This window comes from Qipengyuania aquimaris (assembly GCF_020171965.1).
GTDB classification, from domain to species: domain Bacteria; phylum Pseudomonadota; class Alphaproteobacteria; order Sphingomonadales; family Sphingomonadaceae; genus Qipengyuania; species Qipengyuania aquimaris_A.
Map to the genome: position 1 here is coordinate 130,629 of NZ_JAIUZK010000002.1, position 19,321 is coordinate 149,949.

Consider the following 19,321-nt stretch of genomic DNA (forward strand, 5'->3'; position numbering starts at 1 on the left):
TCGTGGATAGGGCGCAAGGATTTGAAATACGCGTCCAAACCGAAGGGGCGCATCCTGTTCGGAGAGTTCTATGTACCGCCTCGCATCCGGCATCGCCATCCTTCTTGCAACTGCGGCCTGCACCACGATGGAAGATCGTGACGGCATGCCTATCGTGACTGAACCGATGGTGGCACCCATCCTCACCACGCCGGAGGCGCAGGACAATCTCACCTATGCAGAGCCCGAAAAGGCTCGCGTCACGCATGTTGCGCTCGACCTCGCGCTCGATTTCGCGGCGAAGCGCGTCGGTGGGACCGCGGACCTTCGCATCCTCGCCGATCCCGGTGATGAAAGGCTCGTGCTCGACACCAACGGCCTCGAAATCTCGCGCGTTACGGATCACGTTGGCCGCGATCTGACATTCGAAATCGGTGAGCAGGTGGAAGAGGGAGGCAAGGGCGCTCCGCTGACCGTGATGCTCAATGGCGTACGCAACGTTCGCATCCATTACATGGCGCCTGCGGATGCCGAGGCGCTGCAATGGCTTTCGCCCGAACAAACCGCCGGTGGTGAATATCCTTTCCTCTTCAGCCAGGGCCAGGCGATCCTAAACCGCACTTGGATCCCCACGCAGGACAGCCCCGGCATCCGCCAGACCTGGGAAGCCCGGATCACCGCGCCCAAGCCGCTCGACGTGGTGATGAGCGGGGTGGCGCAGGGCGAACCGGAAGACCTCGGTGATGGCCGCCGTGCATTCCGCTTCGTGATGGACAAGCCTGTGCCGCCCTACCTGATCGCGATTGCAGCAGGAGACATCGATTTTCGCGCCATCGGTCCGCGCACGGGCGTCTGGGCAGAGCCTTCTGTCCTCCCGCGCGCTTATGCAGAAGTAGGTGATACCGAGGAAATGGTCGTCGCTGCGGAAGAGCTTTACGGCGAGTATCGCTGGGGCCGCTATGACATGATCGTCCTGCCGCCTGCATTCCCTTACGGGGGAATGGAAAACCCGGTCATGACATTCCTAACCCCCACCTTCATCGCCGGCGACCGCTCGAACAACGGCCTCGTCGCACACGAGTTGGCGCATAGCTGGTCGGGCAATCTCGTGACCAATGCGGTCTGGGGCGACAGCTGGCTCAACGAAGGCGTCACCACTTATTTCGAGAACCGCATCGTCGAGGCGGTTTATGGAAAAAAGCGGGCCGAGCAGGAGGCTGCGCTGATGTACGCCAATATCCTGGAAGTGCTGGCCGAGGTCGGCAGTGACGCTCCTGGCACGGCGCTCAGCACCGATGGCGGGTACGAGCTTGGCAGCGCGATCGCTTATGACAAGGGCGCATTTTTCCTGCGCACGGTCGAACGCATCGTCGGGCGCGAACGCTTCGACGCTTGGCTGCAGCAATGGTTCGACAACCACGCCTTCCAACCTGCCACCAGCGAGATGTTCTATGACGACATGATGCAGAACCTCGTCGCTTCCGAACAGGAGGCGAAGGCCCTGATGCTGCGCGACTGGATTTTCGCGCCGGGCTTGCCCTCCAACGTGGCCAAGCCCGATCCCGCAGCCTTCGCGGCGGTCGACGCGGCCGTAGAAGCCTATGCCGCAAGCCGGGTTATCCCTGCCGCCTACTCCGGTTGGACGGCTGCCGAGCAAATGCGTTTTCTCGACAATTTGCCCGCTACTCTCTCGGCACGGGAGCTCGCGCAACTGGATGCCAGCCTCGGCTTTTCCGGCACGGGCAATAACGAGATCCTGTTCCTCTGGCTCGAGATGGCGCTCGAAAATCGTTATGCGCCCGCCGTGCCCCTGGCCGAAGAGTTCCTTGCCCGTGTCGGACGCGCCAAGTTCGTTCGCCCGCTGTTCGGCGTTCTCTGGGACCAGGGCGACTGGGGGCGACCTATCGCGCAGCGCATCTATGCAAAGACCCGCGACAGCTATCACGCGGTGACACGTGCGGGAGTGGACCGGGTAATGGCAGCGGACTGATTGCGTTCGTTGCACGCGGCGGTGCAGCCAATGCCATTGAGCGGACCATGATCAACGATTAGGCAGGAGGGAACAGGGAGAAGCGCAATGACCTCAAGCCTTTCCGCCCGTCTTGCCCCGATCGCGATCCTTCTCGCTCCGCTGCTGGCCATTCTCGCTGCTCGCCTTGCGACCCATAGCGATCTCGCCGCGCGCCATCCGCGCACCGCAGCACTGTTGTTTCTCTGGATTGCCGCCGATGCGCTGACCCTGGCCGCGATTGCCAAGGCCCCCAAAAACCGTCCCGGACTGCGGGTCCTGTTGGGCACGATCGCAGCAGGCTGCATCGTCGCGACAGTGGCTGCCGCAGGTCCGGTGCGCGAGGCTTTGCTCGACATGCGGGCGGTCGTGGTCGCGATGGCGCTGACGGTGATCGCTTACCTCGGGTGGAGCGCTGCCGATGCGCTGCGTACCTATCGTAGAACCGGATCGGCCGAATTGGCGGCGTGCGAGGTGTTGCCAGCCAATCTCGTGCGCTTCGCGATGTTTGAAAGCAGCATGATGCGCCTGGCACTCTTCAAGTGGCGCGCGCGGCCGCATGTGCCCGAAGGCGCGCAAGGCTTTGCCTATCACCGCGTGATCAACCCGATGATCGCGGCTTTCCTCGTCCTGCAACTGATCGAGATCGTCGTCGTGGATCTTCTCGTCAGTCATTGGAGCCGTCTTGCGGCGCTCGTCCTGCTGGCGCTCGGCGTCTGGGGCGCCTTGTTCCTCATCGCGCTGATGAAAGGCTTCCGGCTCTATCCGGTCCTGATGGACGGGGATTACGTGCGTGTGCGCGCCGGATTGCTGATCGACCTGCGTGTCCCGATCGATATGATCGAAGAGTTGGAACCTTCGATTACCAAGGCCGAGGCAGATCGCGCGGATGTCCTCAACGCTGCGCTGTTCTCGCATCCTAACATTATCATGCGCCTGCGAACGCCCATTCGGCATACCGGCGTGTTCGGGAATTCGCGCGAGGTACGAAGGATCGCTTTCCGGCTCGATCAGCCGGCCCCCTTCATCGAGGCACTCGAATCCCGTCTGTAAGATTTTTGCGTTGCATTGCAGCACGCTTTGGCCACATCGTGTGAGCCGAGATGCTGCGACAGTACGAACTTGTTGAACGGGTCAAGGAATACGACCCCGACGCCGACGAGGCGATGCTCAACCGCGCCTATGTCTACACCGTACAAAAGCACGGCACGCAGACGCGGGCCAGCGGCGATCCCTACTTCAGCCATCCGGTCGAAGTCGCAGGGCTGATGACCGATTTGCAGCTCGACCAAGAAACGATCGCAACTGCTCTCCTGCACGATACCGTCGAGGACACGCTCGCCACGATCGACGATATCGAGGCGAATTTCGGCGGCGACGTTGCGCGGCTGGTCGATGGCGTGACCAAGCTTTCCAAGATCGAGCAGATGCCCGAAAATGAACGGGCTGCCGAAAACCTGCGCAAGTTCCTGCTCGCCATGAGCGAGGATATCCGCGTGCTGCTCGTCAAGCTGGGCGACCGGCTGCACAACATGCGCACGCTGCACTTCATCAAGAAGCCGGAAAAGCGCCAGCGCATCGCACGCGAAACGATGGATATCTACGCCCCGCTGGCAGAGCGCGTCGGCATGTACGAATACATGCGCGAAATGCAGATGCTGGCGTTCGAACAGCTCGAGCCGGAAGCCTACGAGACGATTACCCAGCGCCTCGACCAGATCAGGCAGGAGGATGGCGGACAGGTCGATGCCATCGCGCTCGACATGAAGCATGCATTGGCGGAAGCAGGCCTCACCGTAGAGGTTTCGGGCCGCGAGAAGCATCCCTATTCGATCTGGCGCAAGATGGCCGAACGCCACGTGTCCTTCGAACAGGTCACCGATATCATGGCTTTCCGCATCATCACGGACAACGTGGCCGACTGCTACCGGGCGATGGGGGTCCTGCACACGACGTGGCAGTTCCTGCCGGGCCGCTTCAAGGACTACATTTCTACGCCGAAGACCAACGGTTATCGCAGTCTCCACACCTCGCTGATCTACGGCAAGTCGATGCGCGTCGAAGTGCAGATCCGCACGCGAGAAATGCACCAGACGAACGAATTCGGCCTCGCTGCGCACTGGGCTTACAAACAGGGCGACAAGCCGGACGGCCAGGTCGGCTGGCTGCGCGACCTGATCGAGATCGTCGATGCCAGCCACGATCCCGAAGAGCTGCTCGAGCATACGCGCATGGCGATTTACCAGGATCGCATTTTCGCTTTCACCCCGAAAGGCGCTTTGTTTCAGCTGCCCAAGGGTTCGACAGCGGTCGATTTCGCCTTTGCAGTGCACACCGATCTGGGCGCGCAGACGGTGGGTGCGAAGATCAACGGGCGTCACATGCCGCTGCGCACACAGCTCAACAATGGCGACGTGGTCGAAATCCTGAAGGGCAAGAACGCAGAGCCGCAGATGAGCTGGCTCGGCTTCGTCGTGACGGGCAAGGCCCGTGCGGCGATCCGCCGCGCCGTACGATTGAAGGAACGGGCCGAAGTCGCCGAGATCGGACAGAAACTCTACGACGAGATCGCCTCACGGGTCCCGGCCAAGATCGGCAAGAAGGCCCTCCGCGCGGCGATCGCACGGCTTGAGATGGAAGATGAGGACGACCTCTACTATGCCATTGGATCGGCAAAGATCGCCGATCGCGAAGTCATGGAGGCGCTCGTCCCCGGCTGCACCGAAGGTCTGGCCGATGACGATGCCGAATGGCTGCGCAGCGGAAAGTCGCTGTCCATCCGGGGCCTGACTCCCGGAGTTGGATACAAGCTGGCGGAATGCTGTCACCCAGTCCCCGGCGATCGCATTGTCGGTATTCGCAAACCCAATGAAGGGGTGGAGGTTCATGCAATCGATTGCCATGAGCTTGCCAGCGGGATCGATACCGATTGGCTCGACCTGTCTTGGGGCAAGCGATCGCGGGGGGCAGTCGGTCGCCTGAGGGTTACATTGTACGACCGTCCGGGTACGTTGGCCGAGATGGCGGGTATTTTTGCCAAGAATGTCGTGAACGTGAAAAGTCTCGAGCAGGTACAGCTCGACCATCCTTTCACGACTTACGAAGTCGATCTGGAGGTGCAGGATCTCGCCCACCTCACCCGTATCCTGAGCGCACTGCGCGCCAGTGACTCCGTCGCACAGGCAGAGCGCGCATGAGCTTGCTAACCGGTATCGATCACGTCCAGCTCGCCATGCCCCATGGCGGCGAAGTCCACGCCCGCAAATTCTGGGGCGATCTGATGGGCCTAGAAGAAGTGGCGAAACCCGGCCACCTGGCCGTAAACGGCGGCTGCTGGTTCGAGGGCGAGGGCATCTCGATCCATTGCGGTGTGGAAGATGCATTCCTGCCAGCGCGGCGTGCGCATCCTGCATTGCTGGTCGAAAATCTCGGAGCCTTGGTGGCCAAGCTCCAGGCCGCAGGGATCAAGTTCAAGCCAGGCAAAGAACTGGAAGGATATCGCCGCGGGGACGTGGACGACCCCTTCGGCAACCGCATCGAATTGATGGAAAAGCTCTAGCGCGCGGGCGGACGGACCAGCACGGCGCGATGGCCGGGCAGGGTCAGGATCAGGCGATCGTTTTCGACCTGCATTTTCGGCGATCCAAAAGCAAAGCGCGCGAACAATACGTCGTTCGGTTTTTCCTCACACGCCTGCAAGGTGCAGATCATGCTCCGATCCAGGGCGCCGCGTGGTTGATCCAGATCTTCGAAGCCGCACGAATTGCACCCGTCGTGAAATCCGGAAATCTCGCCCCAGCGGACGCCCAAAGAATAACCGCCATCGCTCACGTCCACCCCGTCGATCTCGACGAATTTCCACCCTCCGTCCTCTTCCGGTGCGGCCACCATGTGCCACAGGGTCTCGCCCGGCGGCAGCGTAACGTCCACGATAACCGCTACCAGCGCGATGCCGAGCCCGCCCGCGGTGAGCCATGCCAGGCGTTTGTGATGCTGGCTCCGGCTCAAAGGAGCTCGAGTTCCAGAGTGAGCTCATCACCCACGATAAGGTCTTCCCGCTTCATCACCTTCTTCGACACAAGCAGCACCCATTCCGACTTCCGGTTCTGGGGAAACACCGAAGTCTTCCAATGGGTTCCGCCGATCCGGGCGATGACCTTTACCGAGCCGAAACCCCGGCGGCTGCCGAATTCAAGGCGAGAGAGGGTCTCGTGCATGGCGATGGCCTCGGCCTCTTCGCCGGTTAGCGTCACGAGATGATAGGTCCCGCGCTCTCCCCGCCATTGGCGCAAGGGGAGGGTGCAGGTGAGGGTTTCGCTCACTCGCCCGCGCGGCGGATGGGCACGGGGATATTGCAGATATCTGCGCCGCCTGCCGGCACGATGAAGAACGGATCGCGGCGATTGGCGCGCGCTGCGACGTACTTGGCGAAGGTCGCTCCCTCGGTCGACAGGTACTCGAAAGTCGGGCGCTCTGCAGCAGGCAGGTCGCTCGCCAGCCGCACGGTCACGATGGGCGTGCGCTTATCCGCTTCTTCCTCGGTATAGAAACCGAGCGCTCCCGATCCGCGCGGCAGCGATGAGAGATGCTCCATCCCTTCGATAATCCGTCCGACGAGCGCGATGTTGCGGTCGAGATGACGCGGAGCGTGACCTATCACGGTGTAGAGTTCTGCGCCCGATCCCGTGTCAGGCGAATAGTTGCGACCGACGCCAACCATGCCGTAGCAATGGACCGGCCAGATGCGGTCGGGACGTGAATTATTATAGGCATTTTCTCTGGCGTTACGCTTCTTCGCGGGCACGGCGGAGTTATTCCCCGCCACAGGCCAGCCCTGTGAAAAGCCGTCATAGCCTGCATAGCGGCCGAACAGGTTGACCATCTTGAGCGGCGGAGTGGAGCGGCTCTCGTGAACCTTCCCGCCGGGCTTGCCGTAGAAGCGGTAATGGCTGGCGGGTACGGTGTAGGCGCTCTCGTCCATTACCTTAAGGCCTTCCGGCAATAGCTTGGGCTCGCCATCGGCTTCGGGGTTGTCGTAATTGAGGTCGCCCCACTGGACGACGTAATTGTCCTGCACGCGGTTCACGGTGATGTCATCGTACCAGCCCGTGCGGGCGAGCGTGCGGATGTTCTCGACCCAGCCTTGGCTGAAGGGAGCGGGCATGAGTTGGATTACAACCTCTCGCTCCGTCCCGTCGGAGGACGGCGCCAAGGTCATCACCAGAAGGTCTTCAGCGGGTATGGAAACCCACTCTTCGGCCTCGGCGCCTTCGACGATCTCGTTCGGCGAAGGGGCTCCGGCAGGCTCCTCCTGCGCTGCGAGCGGAGAGGTCCAGGAAGCGGTAAGAGCGAACGCTGAGGCGAGCGAAATCAAGGGTTTGTTCATGGGCTCGAAGCCTGCCACGCAATCGGGCAAACAAAAAGCCCCTTTTCGCACGTTTTGAGGGGCGAAAAGGGGCTCTGAAGCGATGGTCGCAGGGAATGCAATTCCGCGCACCATCGCGACTTGGGGGGTGGTGTAGGTGCAACGAGCGCCCCGCACTCGGGTTCCAACGGTTCGTCGCAAATTTTCATGTTTGGGAAAAATGGCGGAGCAGGAGGGATTCGAACCCTCGATACGGGGTTACCGTATACACACTTTCCAGGCGTGCGCCTTCGACCACTCGGCCACTGCTCCGCGCTCTCGATCGGGCTTCCCTAAAGCGCGTATGGCAAGGGAGCGGCGTCAAGAAGGCGCGCCTCTAGCGGTCTTGGCAGCGTGGTGCAAGCAGGCAAACGCCATGCTTGACGCAGGCGCTCGTCAGTGGGTGAGTTTGCGACGCATGCGGTAACGCCCGTTTTCGAATTGCTCGAAATACTGGTGCACGTCCGGGTGAGAAACCGGACCGGTGAGTGCATCGTTCACCAGGTTCTGCTGGCTGACATATGCGACGTAATCGCTCTCGTCGCTCTCTGCCAGCAGGTGATAGAAGGGCTGATTGCGGTCCGGGCGAATTTCCTCGGGGATCGACGAATACCATTCCTCGCTATTGGCGAAGACGGGATCGATGTCGAAAATGACGCCGCGGAAATCGAAGGTCTTGTGTTTGACGACATCGCCGATGGCGAAGCGTGTCTTGATTCGGCGTGGCGCCTCGAGAGTGCGACCTGCCTGGGCGGAGAAAAACAAAGTTCTGTCCATGTCACGAGAGGATATGGGAAGTTCCCGCCGACGAACAAGCCTCGCCCCGCCTCCGTCCCCCGTTTTCTGGTCCGAAAGGACTTGGCAAGCCTGACACACACGGCTAATGGCCCCCTCGCTTCGACCGAGGCCCGAGGGCCCATCAGGCACACCCGACATGCGGAGAGGTGGCAGAGAGGTCGAATGCGCCGCACTCGAAATGCGGTATACGGGCAACCGTATCGTGGGTTCGAATCCCACCCTCTCCGCCAGTCGTTTCCCAAAGATTTTGCCTCCGCAACCTTCTGCGCTCGCAGGGGACGGGGGCTGCGTGTCAAAAACGCCGCGAGGTGCTAGGGTGGCTGGATGCCGCAATCCTCCTCCATCTACTCTTTGAAGGCTATTGCGCAGGCTCCGGACCATCTCGACCGGGAAGAACTCTACGCCCTTTGCAAACTTGACCCGGATGCGCAGCCCGACCTCGCCAAAATGGTAAGCGAAGAGGATTACATCGCCCTCTTGGCGCGGATCGCCGAGGCGGAAAACGGACTTCCCAGGGCGCACATCAAGCTGGGGACTTCCCTGCGCTGCGAGGATCTTGGCGCGGTGGGTCTCGCCTGGAAGAGTTCCCCGACCCTTGGCCACGGTTGGGACCGTGCGCTGCGCTATGTGAGCGTCGTCGCGGGAGTGCGAGCGCTGGAGATTTCGCGTGGAAAGGAAACGACCGAGATACGCTTCCTGCGACTTACCGACGAGAGCCCCAAGGGGGCCAGGCTTTCGAACGAGGCAACTTTCGCTTCGTTCACCGCCATCAGCCGGGAGGCGTCGGGCCGGCATTTCACCCCCGTACAGGCTATCTGCGGCCACGAATTCATCGGCGACAAGGCTTTCCTCGAAGAGTATCTCGGTTGCCCGGTTGAAGATCGTGCTGGTGTCAACGCGATGATCGTTTCGAACGCTGAAATGGCGCTACCCAATGCAGTCGGCGATGACGCGATATCGCGCTTCTTCGATCAGCGGGTCGAGGAAATGATGGCCGAGGCCCGGTCGGAACTGCCGCTGTCGCTCAAGGTGAAATCCGAAATCGGCAAGAAGCTTAGCGGAGGCGTTCCGAAGCTGTCGGACATCGCACTCGCTCTAGGCATGAGCGGTCGCACGCTCCAGCGCAAGCTGGGAGAACAGGATGCCGTATTCCAGGATCTGGTAGACCAGGCCCGGCGCGAGTTGTCCGAACGCCTGCTGCGCACGACCGATTACCCGCTCGTGGAAATCGCGTTCCTGACAGGCTTCGCGGAGCAGAGCGGCTTTACGCGTGCCTTCAAGCGCTGGGCCGGCGAGACCCCGCGGTCCTATCGGCTGGGAGCGGTGGAGGGGCGGTGACGCCATCTGCATAAAGGCTGTCGCGCTGAGGCAAGAAGCCGCTGCCCGGATTACCTAACCCATGCTCGTCTCCAACAAGAGGGAACGAGCATATGACCTATCAATCCAACGCTGAGCAATTGACGCTGGTGATCGGTGGAACCGGGAAGACCGGCGCCCGCGTTGCCGAGCGCCTAACCGCCATGGGACGCACGGTGAGGATCGGCTCACGGTCTTCGGCACCTGCATTTGACTGGGATCGCGAAGCCACCTGGGAAGCGGCGCTAGAAGGCGTTTCGAGCATCTACATCACCTACTCGCCGGACCTCGCGATGCCCGGGGCCACCGACGCTATCAAGGCGCTTGTATGGCGCGCAAGACTTGAAGGCGTGACCCGACTTGTCTTGTTGTCAGGGCGCGGCGAAGCGGAGGCGCAGGCCTGCGAGGAAGTGGTTCAGGAAAGTGGGCTCGAATGGACTATCGTGCGTGCCAGCTGGTTCAACCAGAACTTTTCCGAAGGGGCATTCATCGAAATGGTCCGCAACGGCACGATCACCCTGCCGGCGGGCGATACTCCCGAACCCTTCGTCGATACGGACGACATCGCGGATGTGGCGGTGGCGGCGCTGACCGAGGATCGCCATATCGGTGAGGTTTACGAGATGACGGGGCCCCGGCTTATGACCCTTGCCGACGTGGCGGCCGATCTTTCGGCGGCGACGGCTCGTAACATCGACTTCGTGGACGTACCCCACGAGGCCTTCGTCGACAGCCTGGCCAGTTCCGGTGCGCCGGACGATGTGGTGTGGATGCTCGACTACCTGTTCTCGACCGTCCTCGATGGCCGCAACGCTTACCTCACCGACGGGGTCGAACGTGCACTCGGCCGCAAACCCCGGGACTTTGCCGACTTCGCCCGCCAAGTAGCGGCGACTGGCGCATGGAGGAGGGCGGCATGACCTATGACTGGACTCTCTACGCTTGCCTGTTCCTAGCGCTTTGGAGCGCGATGGTCGCAGGTGTCTTTTCCGCATTTTCCGAATTCATCATGCCGGCGTTGAGCAAGGCTGAGCCGGCGAGCGGGATCGAAGCGATGCAGCATATAAACCGCGACGTGATCCAGACCAGCTTCGTCGCCGGTATCCTGGCGATACCATTTCTCTCAGTCGCTTTGGCGATCTACGCCGTCACGGCTTACGAGGGAACGGCAAGGGTGACCCTCGTCCTGGCAGCGGCAATATATGCGGTCTCGGTTTTCGGCACGACGATCTTGGGCAATGTTCCGATGAACAACCGGCTTGACGCCCTCGATCGCAAAAGGGCCGAGGCACGCGATTATTGGTCTGAATACGTCCGCGAATGGACACGCTTCAACCATGTCCGTGCGCTGGGCAGCGTGCTGACTGCCGGTCTCTACCTGGCCGCCGCGATCGCGCTCGTCTCGAGTGGGCAAGTGTAGCGGTAGCGAAGGTAGAATACTTTTCGTCCGGTGCGCGATCGAGAACCAAACTGTGGCGCCCGCGCGTACCGGCTCGTCGTTCTCAGCGGGGATCTTGCAGGCGCGGATCGAGCCAATGCAGCCATTCGTCGGTCCACGCTTCAGTACTGGAGCCGGCTTCGCCAAGGTCCAAGGAACTGGTTTGGAGTAACAGGGCAATGACTGCCGAGGAAGAGAAAGCGCCTTCATCGCCAAGGGCAAGATGGTCCGCCTTTCGGGATCTCCTGCTGGTGGTCGCAACGCTTGTAATCGTGAAGCAGTCGCTGCTGCCAATGACGCAGCTCTATGCCGGTCCCGCCTCGACCTTCAGCGCGATGATCGTTGCCACCGTCCTGCTGAGGCGCAGGGGAATGGGGTGGCGAGATTTGGGGCTGCGCTGGCCGGACGACTGGACGAAGACATTTAGCCTGACCGTGTTGACGGTGGTCTTCTTTCTCGTCTGCACGCAACTGATGGTGCCAGTAGCGGACCATTTCTTCGAGGACATCGGCACAAGCGACCGGTTCTCCCATGTCGAAGGCAATTGGGCCGCCTATCTGGTGATGCTCCTGCTCGTCTGGACCCATGCGTCCTTCTTCGAGGAACTCTTGTTCCGGGCCTTCATCATCCATCACACGAGCCGCGCGTTCGGAGGCGGGATGAAAGCCGATATCCTCGCCCTACTGCTTTCATCCATATTCTTCGGATATCGCCATGCCTATTATCAGGGCTGGCATGGGGCACTCGTCACAGGGGCGGGCGGTTTCGCTTTCGGCGTGTTCTACCTGTGGTTCGGAAGGCGAAATATTATGCCGCTGATCCTGGCGCATGGTGCTTTCAACACTTTGGGCCAGACCTTCCGCTTCCTCGGGATCAAGGACTAGGCTGCCGATCGCGGTCATCTGCAAGCTTAGCTTTGCCATGCCCGCGCGGATTTTTGCGCTGGGGGCTTTCGGCAAGGCGCTGCGCATGGCAGGTAGCCATGCCTGAAATGAGCCCGTGTGGAGACTGGTCCGATGAATCTTGAGTTCACCGCCGAAGAACTGGCGTTTCGTGATGAAGTGCGATCCTTCATCGAGGAAAACTATCCGAAGCATCTGGGCGATGCCGGGATGCGCGAGGACATGTCGCCCGAAGACATGGTCGCGTGGCACAAGATCCTGGGCGAAAAGGGCTGGTCGGTTCCGTCGTGGCCCGAACAATATGGCGGCACCGGCTGGACGCCGACGCAGCGTTATATCTGGCTCGAAGAAAACGCCCGCGTGAATGCTTTCATGCCGCTTCCCTTCGGTGTCTCCATGGTCGGTCCGGTGATCTACACTTTCGGCAGCGAGGAACAGAAGGAACGCCACCTGCCCGGCATTCGCAGCGGGGACGTGTGGTGGTGCCAGGGTTACAGCGAACCGGGCGCAGGTTCCGACCTCGCCTCGCTCAAGACCACGGCCGTGCGTGACGGCGATCACTACGTCATTAATGGACAGAAGACCTGGACCACACTGGCGCAATATGCGGACTGGGGCTTCTTCCTCTGCCGCACCGATCCCGACGCCGCAAAGCCGCAGGAAGGCATCAGCTTCATCCTGATCGACATGAAGACGCCCGGCGTCGAAGTCCGTCCGATCAAGCTCATCGACGGCGGATACGAGGTCAATGAAACCTGGCTTACGGATGTCCGCGTGCCGGTCGAAAACCTGGTCGGCGAAGAGAACAAGGGCTGGACCTATGCCAAGTTCCTGCTTGCCCACGAACGTAGCGGGATTGCAGGCGTTGCGCGCTCCAAGCGGGCGGTCGAAAAGCTTCGCGAAATCGCTGGAAAGGAACTGCTGGACGGCGAGCCGCTGATCGAAGACCTCGATTTCGCGCGCAAGGTCAGCCAGCTCGAAATCGACCTCGCCGCTCTCGAAATCACCGAACTGCGCACCCTTGCGGGCGAGCAGGCGGGCAAGGGGCCGGGACCGGAAAGCTCGATCCTCAAGATCAAGGGCACCGAAATCCAGCAGCGCCTGACCGAACTTACGCTGGAAGCGGTCGGCAATTACGGCGCCCCGATGTACGGCCAGATCGAGGATGCGGGCTCCAACCAGTATCCGATCGGTCCGGACTACGCGCAGCATTCTGCCGCGACCTATTTCAACATGCGCAAGACCTCGATCTATGGCGGATCGAACGAGATCCAGCGCAACATCATCACGAAAATGATCCTCGGCCTGTAAGGCTGGCGGCGTCACGCGGAGAGACACAGTGGACTTCAATTTCACCGAAGAACAGGAAATGGTGCGCGACGGGCTGTCGAGGCTGGTGCGCGAGCAATACGATTGGGAAACGCGGCGCAGCGCCGTCGAAAGCGATGCCGGCTGGCGTCCCGAAATCTGGGCTCAGCTGGCCGAGCTGGGCATTCTGGGAATGCCTTTTTCCGAAGAAGATGGTGGCTTCGGTGGCGGGGCCGTCGACGCGATGATCGTGATGGAAGAATTCGGCAAAGGCCTGGTGATCGAGCCGTTCCTGCCGACGGTCGTGTGCGCAGGCGGCTTCCTCAAGCATGCGGGCACGGATGCGCAGAAGGAAGAGCATATCGGCGGCATCGTCGACGGCAGCCGCGTCTACGCATTCGCCTATGCCGAACCGCGCGGCCGCTATGATCTCGCCGATCTGCAAACCACAGCGAAGAAAGACGGCGACAGCTATGTCCTGAACGGTCACAAGGCAGTCGTGGTCGGCGCCCCCTGGGCTTCGCACCTTGTGGTGACCGCCCGCACGTCCGGCGGACAGCGCGAGCGTGATGGTGTGTCGGTGTTCGTTGTCGCCAATGATGCAGAGGGCGTGGTCCGGCGCGATTATCCCACGGTCGATGGCCGCCGCGCATCGGAAGTCTATTTCGAAAACGTGTCGGTCCCTGCGGACGCGCTAATCGGGGAAGAGGGTGGTGCTCTACCGCTCGTGGAACAGGTCGCCGACGAAGCCGTCGCAGCCCTCTGCGCGGAAGCGTGCGGCGCGATGAAGGTCGCCCATGCAATGACGGTCGATTATTCGCGCCAGCGCAAGCAGTTCGGCGTTCCGATCGGCAAGTTCCAGGTGCTGCAGCACCGCATGGTCGACATGTTCACCGAGTACGAGCAGTCGGTCTCCATGACCTATCTGGCGACGCTAAAGCTCGACGCGCCGGAGAAGGAGCGTAAGCGCACGGCTTCCGCGGCGAAGGTTCGCATCGGCCAGGCGGCGCGCTTCGTCGGCCAGGAAGCGATCCAGATCCACGGCGGCATGGGCATGACCGACGAGCTGGCTATCGGCAGCTATTTCAAGCGGTTGACGATCCTCAGTTCCGAATTCGGCGACGTCGATCACCATATGAAACGGCACATCGCACTCGCCTGATAAAGACCTCAGCGAATTGGATGCGGCGGCGGCACTTAGCTGTGTCGCCGCCGCTTTTTGTTTGAGCCGCTTGCGCGCTGGGCCTTGCGCAAATTTGCATTGTTGCGCTGGCTTCCTATGCTGCCGCCGGAATTCAGACCGCCCCGGTCGGGACCTGCCAACAGCCAAATGCGCCCAGCGCCAGTCAAGCGAGCCACCTCCAGGATCATGGATCAACAAAGCGACGCACCCATCGCGCCCCCCATCGTCGAACTGCCAATCAGGACTGCCGAAAGGGGATTTTACGACGGTTTCAGCCGCGCCGTGACCATTCCTTCCAAGATCATTGTCTCACTGCTGATCATGTGGGCGATCTTCTTCCCAGTCAGTGCCAACGAGACCCTGACAGCGGCGAACTCTACGATCATCGCGTCCTTTGCAGGCTGGTACGTCTATCTGGTCGCTGCCCTGATCGCCGTGTGTTTCGTGGTGGCAGTGATACCGCAATCGGGACGCTTGCGTATCGGCGGGGCGGACGAAAAACCGGAGTTCGGCAGGTTCTCCTGGTTCGCCATGCTCTTCGGCGCGGGGATCGGGATCGGCATGCTGACCTATTCCACCGGCGAGCCGATGGCGCATTTCTCGACCAATCCGGAGATCATTCGCGGGGCCGTGGCAGGAGAGACTGCCGAAGCGGTACGTTCGGCCTATCTTTATACCTTCCTCCATTGGGGCTTCGCCGCATGGGGCTGCTACGCTCTGGTGGGTCTCGCGATCGCCTATGTTTCTTATCGCCGGGGCCTCCCCCTGACGATACGCTCTGCACTGGTACCGCTGTTCGGGCGCGTCCTGTCCGGGCCGGTGGGGCACTTGGTAGATATCGTGGCCGTGGTTGCGACCATCCTCGGCGTCGCCGTCACAATGGGACTGGGCGTGGAGCAATTCGTCGCCGGTCTGGCGCGGCTGGGGCTGGGCGACTGGCTGCTCGATGCGGATGGCTCCTCCTCCGCGTCAGCGGTCATCGTGGCTTTGCTGGTGCTCGTCGGCGCGTCGACGATCAGTGCCTTGTCAGGCGTCGGGCGGGGCATCAAGTGGCTGTCGAACCTCAACATGGCGCTCTCGTTCATGCTGCTGGCGCTCTTTGTCGTCGTGGGATCGGGCCTGTTCGGCCTGGAGCTGCTCGGCGTCGGGATTTACGATTACCTGCGCACGCTCATTCCTGCATCGCTGACACTCTATCCAGGTAGTGAAACCGAGATCGGGCAGGCATTGGTGCAGTGGCAACTCGACTGGTCGGTATTTTACTGGGCGTGGTGGATAGCGTTCGCGCCCTTCGTCGGCATGTTCATCGCCCGCATCTCGAGGGGGCGCACGGTTCGTGAATATGTGTTCGGCGTGGTGCTGGTGCCATCGCTCATGTGCTTCGTCTGGATGACCCTAGTCGGCGGCACGGCGATCGACCTCGAATTGAGCGGGGAAGCAGGCGGCCGCATTCTGGAGACCGGCATGTCCGACCAGCTGTACGCAACGCTGGCAGTGCTGCTCGACCCGGCTGTCGCTGCCATCGTCTCGGGCCTCGTGGTCATCCTCCTGATGACTTATCTCGTGACTTCCGCAGACAGCGCGATCCTTATCGTCAATACGATCAACGGCGCGGGCGAAACCGAGGGTGAGCGACGTCACCACATCGTTTTCTGGGGCGCGGCGCTGGCTTTCGTCGTTGGCAGCATGCTGATCCTTGGCGGAATTGATGCCATCCGGATAACCATGATTATCGGTGCGCTACCATTTTCATTCGTCGTGGCTCTGATGGCCATCGCCATTCTCAAGGCGATCCTCTTCGACCTGATCCGCAAACGTCACGGTGTGCCGACAACAAGCGAGGGCTGCGCCGCCCTTCCGCCAGCCGAATAAATCGAAGTAGTCGGCGGTTGATTTCGGACGGTCCTCCAGTCGAAAAATGAGTATATTTATCCGTTCTTGACGAACGGCAATACCGCACAAGTTTAGAACGCAAGTCTATTTGTCGAATGAATCTCTACTTGAGATCGATTTATTGAGTATTTGACGCCTTCTTGCGGGTGTGTGTTAATTGCAACACCCGCCTATTCAATCCGGAAAGACTCCCCGTTGCCGGTGGTCGCCCCAATTTTCGGTTGCTAACCGCAATCTGTTGCGCGGTTGATTTTTCGATCGCGCGAGAATTTCAGCGCGATCAGAATGTTCAATTGATCGTACTCCGGTTCGCATTGAAACTAAGGGGCAATTCCGACATGAAGAAACTTGCTAGCGGCGTATCTGCCGGTGCGATGGCGATTGCCATGGCCACGCCGGCGGCAGCGCAGGACGCGCAGCCGGCCGCCCAGGCACGTACGGGCGGCGTCGATGTCATCATCGTTACGGCCCAGAAGCGCAGTGAAGACCTGCAGGACGTGCCGGTCTCCGTTTCGGCCATCGGCGCGGAAGCGCTCGATGAACTGAACATCGACACGTTCGAAGACTATCTGGAACAGCTTCCGACGGTCACTGCAGGCGGCAGCGGCCCCGGCCAGAGCACGATCTATATCCGCGGTCTCGCGTCGACTACGCCGAACCTGACGACCGCCGGTGTCGCAGGTCTGGCTCCCAACGTGGCGCTCTACCTCGACGAACAACCACTGGCCCAGCCTGGTCGTAACCTCGATGTCTATGCCGCCGACCTCGAGCGCATCGAAGTGCTTTCCGGTCCGCAGGGTTCGCTGTTCGGTGCAAGTTCGCAGGCAGGCGTTGTTCGCCTGATCACGGCCAAGCCCGACCTCGCCGGTTTCTCTGCACGTGCGGCGGGCGGCATCTCCTTCACCAAGGGTGGCGAGATGAGCCACAAGGGCGAAGTGATGCTGAATGTGCCGCTGACCGATACCGTCGCGGTCCGCGGCGTGGCGTTCTATGACGACCAGGGCGGATACATCGACAATGTGATCGGCATCCGCGACCTCAGCGAGAGCGCTCGTTTCCGCGAGGCGGGCACGGTGCGGTCCAACGGCGTTCCGGTCAGCGATCTGCGCGAAGGCTTCCAGGCCGACGCCAATCTCGACGATGTTACCTTTCTCAAGGCCGATAACGCGGCGCTGATCGAGGAAAACTTCAACGACACCACTTACTCCGGTTTCCGCGCCACCGCGCTTTGGGAAGTGACGCCCGATTGGAAGTTGACTATCGCGCATTCGCGCCAGAGCCTCGAGAGCGACGGCGTGTTTTTTGCCGACCCCGAACTTGACGGTCTCGACGATCTCGAAATCCAGCGTTTCGAGGAAGATCGCCTCGAAGACGATTTCTCGAACACGAGCTGGACTATCGAAGGCCGTCTCGCGACGCTCGATCTCGTCTACACCGGTGCCTATACGGACCGCTCGACAGACCAGCGCGTAGACTACACCGACTACCTCTTCGTCGGTCAGTACCTGCCTTACTATATCTGCGATGGCGCGGTGACCTATCCGGGCGACAATGATCCGAGCGGTGTCTGCCAGCCGCCGAACCTCTACGTGAGCTCGGTCAGCAACACCAAGGTCTTCACCAACGAGTTCCGCTTCAGCACCGATCCCGACGTGCCTGTGCGCACTACCGGCGGCGTGTTCTTCTCGGATCTCGAGCTGGAAGAGCGGAATGACTTCGCCTATCCCGGCAACGTCGCTGCGGCACCGTTCGGAGAGTTCAAGCCGAACTTCCCGTTCCCCGGTTTCAGCACCGATCCCGGGCCGTTCCCTGCCGACACGATTTTCCGTAACGACATTCGTCGCACGGACAAGCAGTTCGGCATCTTCGGTGAAACGACGGTCGATATCGTCCCGGACCTCGTCTCGGTCACTGGCGGCATTCGCTACTACAATGTGCGGGTCGATTTCGAAGGCAGCGCCAACGCGTCGTTCTGCAACAGCTTCAGCGCCGAAGACCAGAACGCATTCGGTACGAACATCTCGGACCTGTACGATGGCGATGGCAGCTTCACGTTCATCGGCTCGTGCAACCCCGACCTGCGACAGACCTTCACGCTGAGCGACAGCCTGGCAGACATTCAGGCAGCCGGCCTGACAGCCGCGCAGGCCCAGCAGGTCTTCAACGCGGTTCGCGCGCCCGACGAGGCGAAAGCTGAAGGGGTCATCTACAAGGGCACCGTCAACGTCACGCCGACGGAAGACCTGCTCTTCTATGCGACCTACTCAGAAGGTTTCCGCCCCGGCCTGCTAAACCGGCCCGGCGGTGCAACGAATGGCGCGGGCTTTACCGTACCCTTCGAGCTTCAGACCGATGAAGTCGCCAACTACGAGCTTGGCTGGAAGATGGACCTGATGGACGGTGCACTGCGCTTCAACGGCAGTGCGTTCTACGTCGACATCAGCAACCTCCAGACGACGATCTTCGATCCTTCGATCACCAACCTGTTCTTCTCGGCTAATGCCGCCAATGCGGAGATCCGGGGTGTCGAAGCCGATTTCACCCTGGCGCCTTACAGCGTCCCGGGCCTGACCGTTGCCGGTGCCTTCTCGATCCTCGATACGGAGATCACGGAAGTCCTGATCCCGACGAATGACGTGGTCGTGGGATCGGATCTCGCGTTCGCGCCGTCCTTCCAAGGCAATATGCGCGTTCGCTACGAGTGGGATCTGAACGACAACCTCGAAGCTTATGTTCAGCCTCAGATCTCGCATTCGGCGAACAAGTTCACCGACGTCATCGAGATCAACAAGCTGGAACTCGACAGCTACACGATTGTCGACCTTGCGGCGGGTGTACGCACCCAGAGCGGCTGGAATTTCGAGGTTTTCGCAGACAATCTCAATGACGAGCGCGCCCAGATTTCGGGCAATTACGTCAATGACCGTCCGCGTATCTCGACCAACCGTCCGCGTACGATCGGACTACGAGTGTCCTTCGACTACTGATCCCGACAGGATCTGACGGAATTGACGGCGGGGGCGAGCTTGGGTTCGCCTCCGCCGTCTTACTT

At 61.0% G+C, this 19,321-nt stretch carries 16 protein-coding genes and 2 tRNA genes; 13 read left to right on the top strand and 5 right to left on the bottom strand.

Translation table 11 applies throughout. The annotated features are described in order from the left end of the window. Positions 1–70 precede the first annotated feature (70 nt). The 4 genes from LCM24_RS08280 (at position 71) to LCM24_RS08295 (ending at position 5,546) form a co-directional block, all read left to right on the top strand. Positions 71–1,969, top strand: coding sequence for a M1 family metallopeptidase (locus tag LCM24_RS08280; RefSeq protein ID WP_224803602.1), 1,899 nt, complete (start codon positions 71–73; stop codon positions 1,967–1,969). An 87-nt stretch (positions 1,970–2,056) separates the two neighbouring features. Continuing rightward, positions 2,057–3,040 (top strand): hypothetical protein, encoded by a 984-nt coding sequence (locus LCM24_RS08285; RefSeq protein WP_224803603.1) that lies wholly within the window; start codon positions 2,057–2,059, stop codon positions 3,038–3,040. 50 nt (positions 3,041–3,090) lie between these two features. Further along, complete coding sequence (locus LCM24_RS08290) at positions 3,091–5,184, top strand: RelA/SpoT family protein (protein WP_090477753.1); 2,094 nt, start codon at positions 3,091–3,093, stop codon at positions 5,182–5,184. After that, positions 5,181–5,546 carry a VOC family protein gene (locus LCM24_RS08295; protein ID WP_090477756.1) on the top strand — a complete coding sequence of 122 codons (366 nt, stop codon included), beginning with the start codon at positions 5,181–5,183 and terminating at the stop codon, positions 5,544–5,546. The genes LCM24_RS08290 and LCM24_RS08295 overlap by 4 nt, the downstream gene beginning before the upstream one ends. Here LCM24_RS08295 and LCM24_RS08300 read toward each other — a convergent pair. The 5 genes from LCM24_RS08300 to hspQ all read right to left on the bottom strand — a co-directional run bounded on the left by LCM24_RS08300 (position 5,543) and on the right by hspQ (position 8,168). Next, entirely contained in the window at positions 5,543–5,995 is a 453-nt protein-coding gene (locus tag LCM24_RS08300) for an META domain-containing protein (protein WP_224803604.1), read from the bottom strand. The two genes, LCM24_RS08295 and LCM24_RS08300, sit on opposite strands and share 4 nt — an antisense overlap. Next, a complete protein-coding gene (locus LCM24_RS08305) occupies positions 5,992–6,309 on the bottom strand; it encodes a DUF1905 domain-containing protein (RefSeq protein ID WP_224803605.1) in 318 nt (105 codons plus the stop codon). Before LCM24_RS08305 ends, LCM24_RS08300 begins: the two co-directional genes overlap by 4 nt. Beyond that, positions 6,306–7,373 carry a peptidylprolyl isomerase gene (locus LCM24_RS08310; RefSeq protein WP_224803606.1) on the bottom strand — a complete coding sequence of 356 codons (1,068 nt, stop codon included), beginning with the start codon at positions 7,371–7,373 and terminating at the stop codon, positions 6,306–6,308. The genes LCM24_RS08305 and LCM24_RS08310 overlap by 4 nt, the downstream gene beginning before the upstream one ends. A gap of 200 nt (positions 7,374–7,573) precedes the next feature. Then, positions 7,574–7,664 (bottom strand) — tRNA-Ser (locus LCM24_RS08315). A 123-nt stretch (positions 7,665–7,787) separates the two neighbouring features. Next, complete coding sequence (gene hspQ, locus LCM24_RS08320; protein WP_090477763.1) at positions 7,788–8,168, bottom strand: heat shock protein HspQ; 381 nt, start codon at positions 8,166–8,168, stop codon at positions 7,788–7,790. Between the two features lie 161 nt (positions 8,169–8,329). On the opposite strand from hspQ, the gene LCM24_RS08325 reads away from it, so the two are divergent. The 9 genes from LCM24_RS08325 to LCM24_RS08365 all read left to right on the top strand — a co-directional run bounded on the left by LCM24_RS08325 (position 8,330) and on the right by LCM24_RS08365 (position 19,256). Next, positions 8,330–8,419: transfer RNA gene (locus LCM24_RS08325), tRNA-Ser, on the top strand. 94 nt (positions 8,420–8,513) lie between these two features. Next, a complete protein-coding gene (locus LCM24_RS08330; protein ID WP_224803607.1) occupies positions 8,514–9,527 on the top strand; it encodes a helix-turn-helix transcriptional regulator in 1,014 nt (337 codons plus the stop codon). A 92-nt stretch (positions 9,528–9,619) separates the two neighbouring features. After that, a complete protein-coding gene (locus tag LCM24_RS08335; protein WP_224803608.1) occupies positions 9,620–10,465 on the top strand; it encodes an NAD(P)H-binding protein in 846 nt (281 codons plus the stop codon). Next, positions 10,462–10,965 (top strand): DUF1772 domain-containing protein, encoded by a 504-nt coding sequence (locus tag LCM24_RS08340; RefSeq protein WP_224803609.1) that lies wholly within the window; start codon positions 10,462–10,464, stop codon positions 10,963–10,965. The genes LCM24_RS08335 and LCM24_RS08340 overlap by 4 nt, the downstream gene beginning before the upstream one ends. A 197-nt stretch (positions 10,966–11,162) precedes the next feature. Further along, entirely contained in the window at positions 11,163–11,867 is a 705-nt protein-coding gene (locus LCM24_RS08345; RefSeq protein ID WP_224803610.1) for a CPBP family intramembrane glutamic endopeptidase, read from the top strand. Positions 11,868–11,999: 132 nt separating this feature from the next. Then, the gene (locus LCM24_RS08350) at positions 12,000–13,196 is read left to right on the top strand and encodes an acyl-CoA dehydrogenase family protein (protein ID WP_160594196.1); all 1,197 of its coding nucleotides are present in this window, start codon (positions 12,000–12,002) and stop codon (positions 13,194–13,196) included. Positions 13,197–13,224: 28 nt separating this feature from the next. Further along, positions 13,225–14,355, top strand: a complete 1,131-nt coding sequence (locus tag LCM24_RS08355; RefSeq protein ID WP_224803611.1) for an acyl-CoA dehydrogenase family protein — start codon at positions 13,225–13,227, stop codon at positions 14,353–14,355. Between the two features lie 207 nt (positions 14,356–14,562). Continuing rightward, a complete protein-coding gene (locus LCM24_RS08360; protein ID WP_224803612.1) occupies positions 14,563–16,248 on the top strand; it encodes a BCCT family transporter in 1,686 nt (561 codons plus the stop codon). A 359-nt stretch (positions 16,249–16,607) separates the two neighbouring features. Beyond that, positions 16,608–19,256, top strand: coding sequence for a TonB-dependent receptor (locus LCM24_RS08365; protein WP_224803613.1), 2,649 nt, complete (start codon positions 16,608–16,610; stop codon positions 19,254–19,256). Positions 19,257–19,321: the final 65 nt, after the last annotated feature.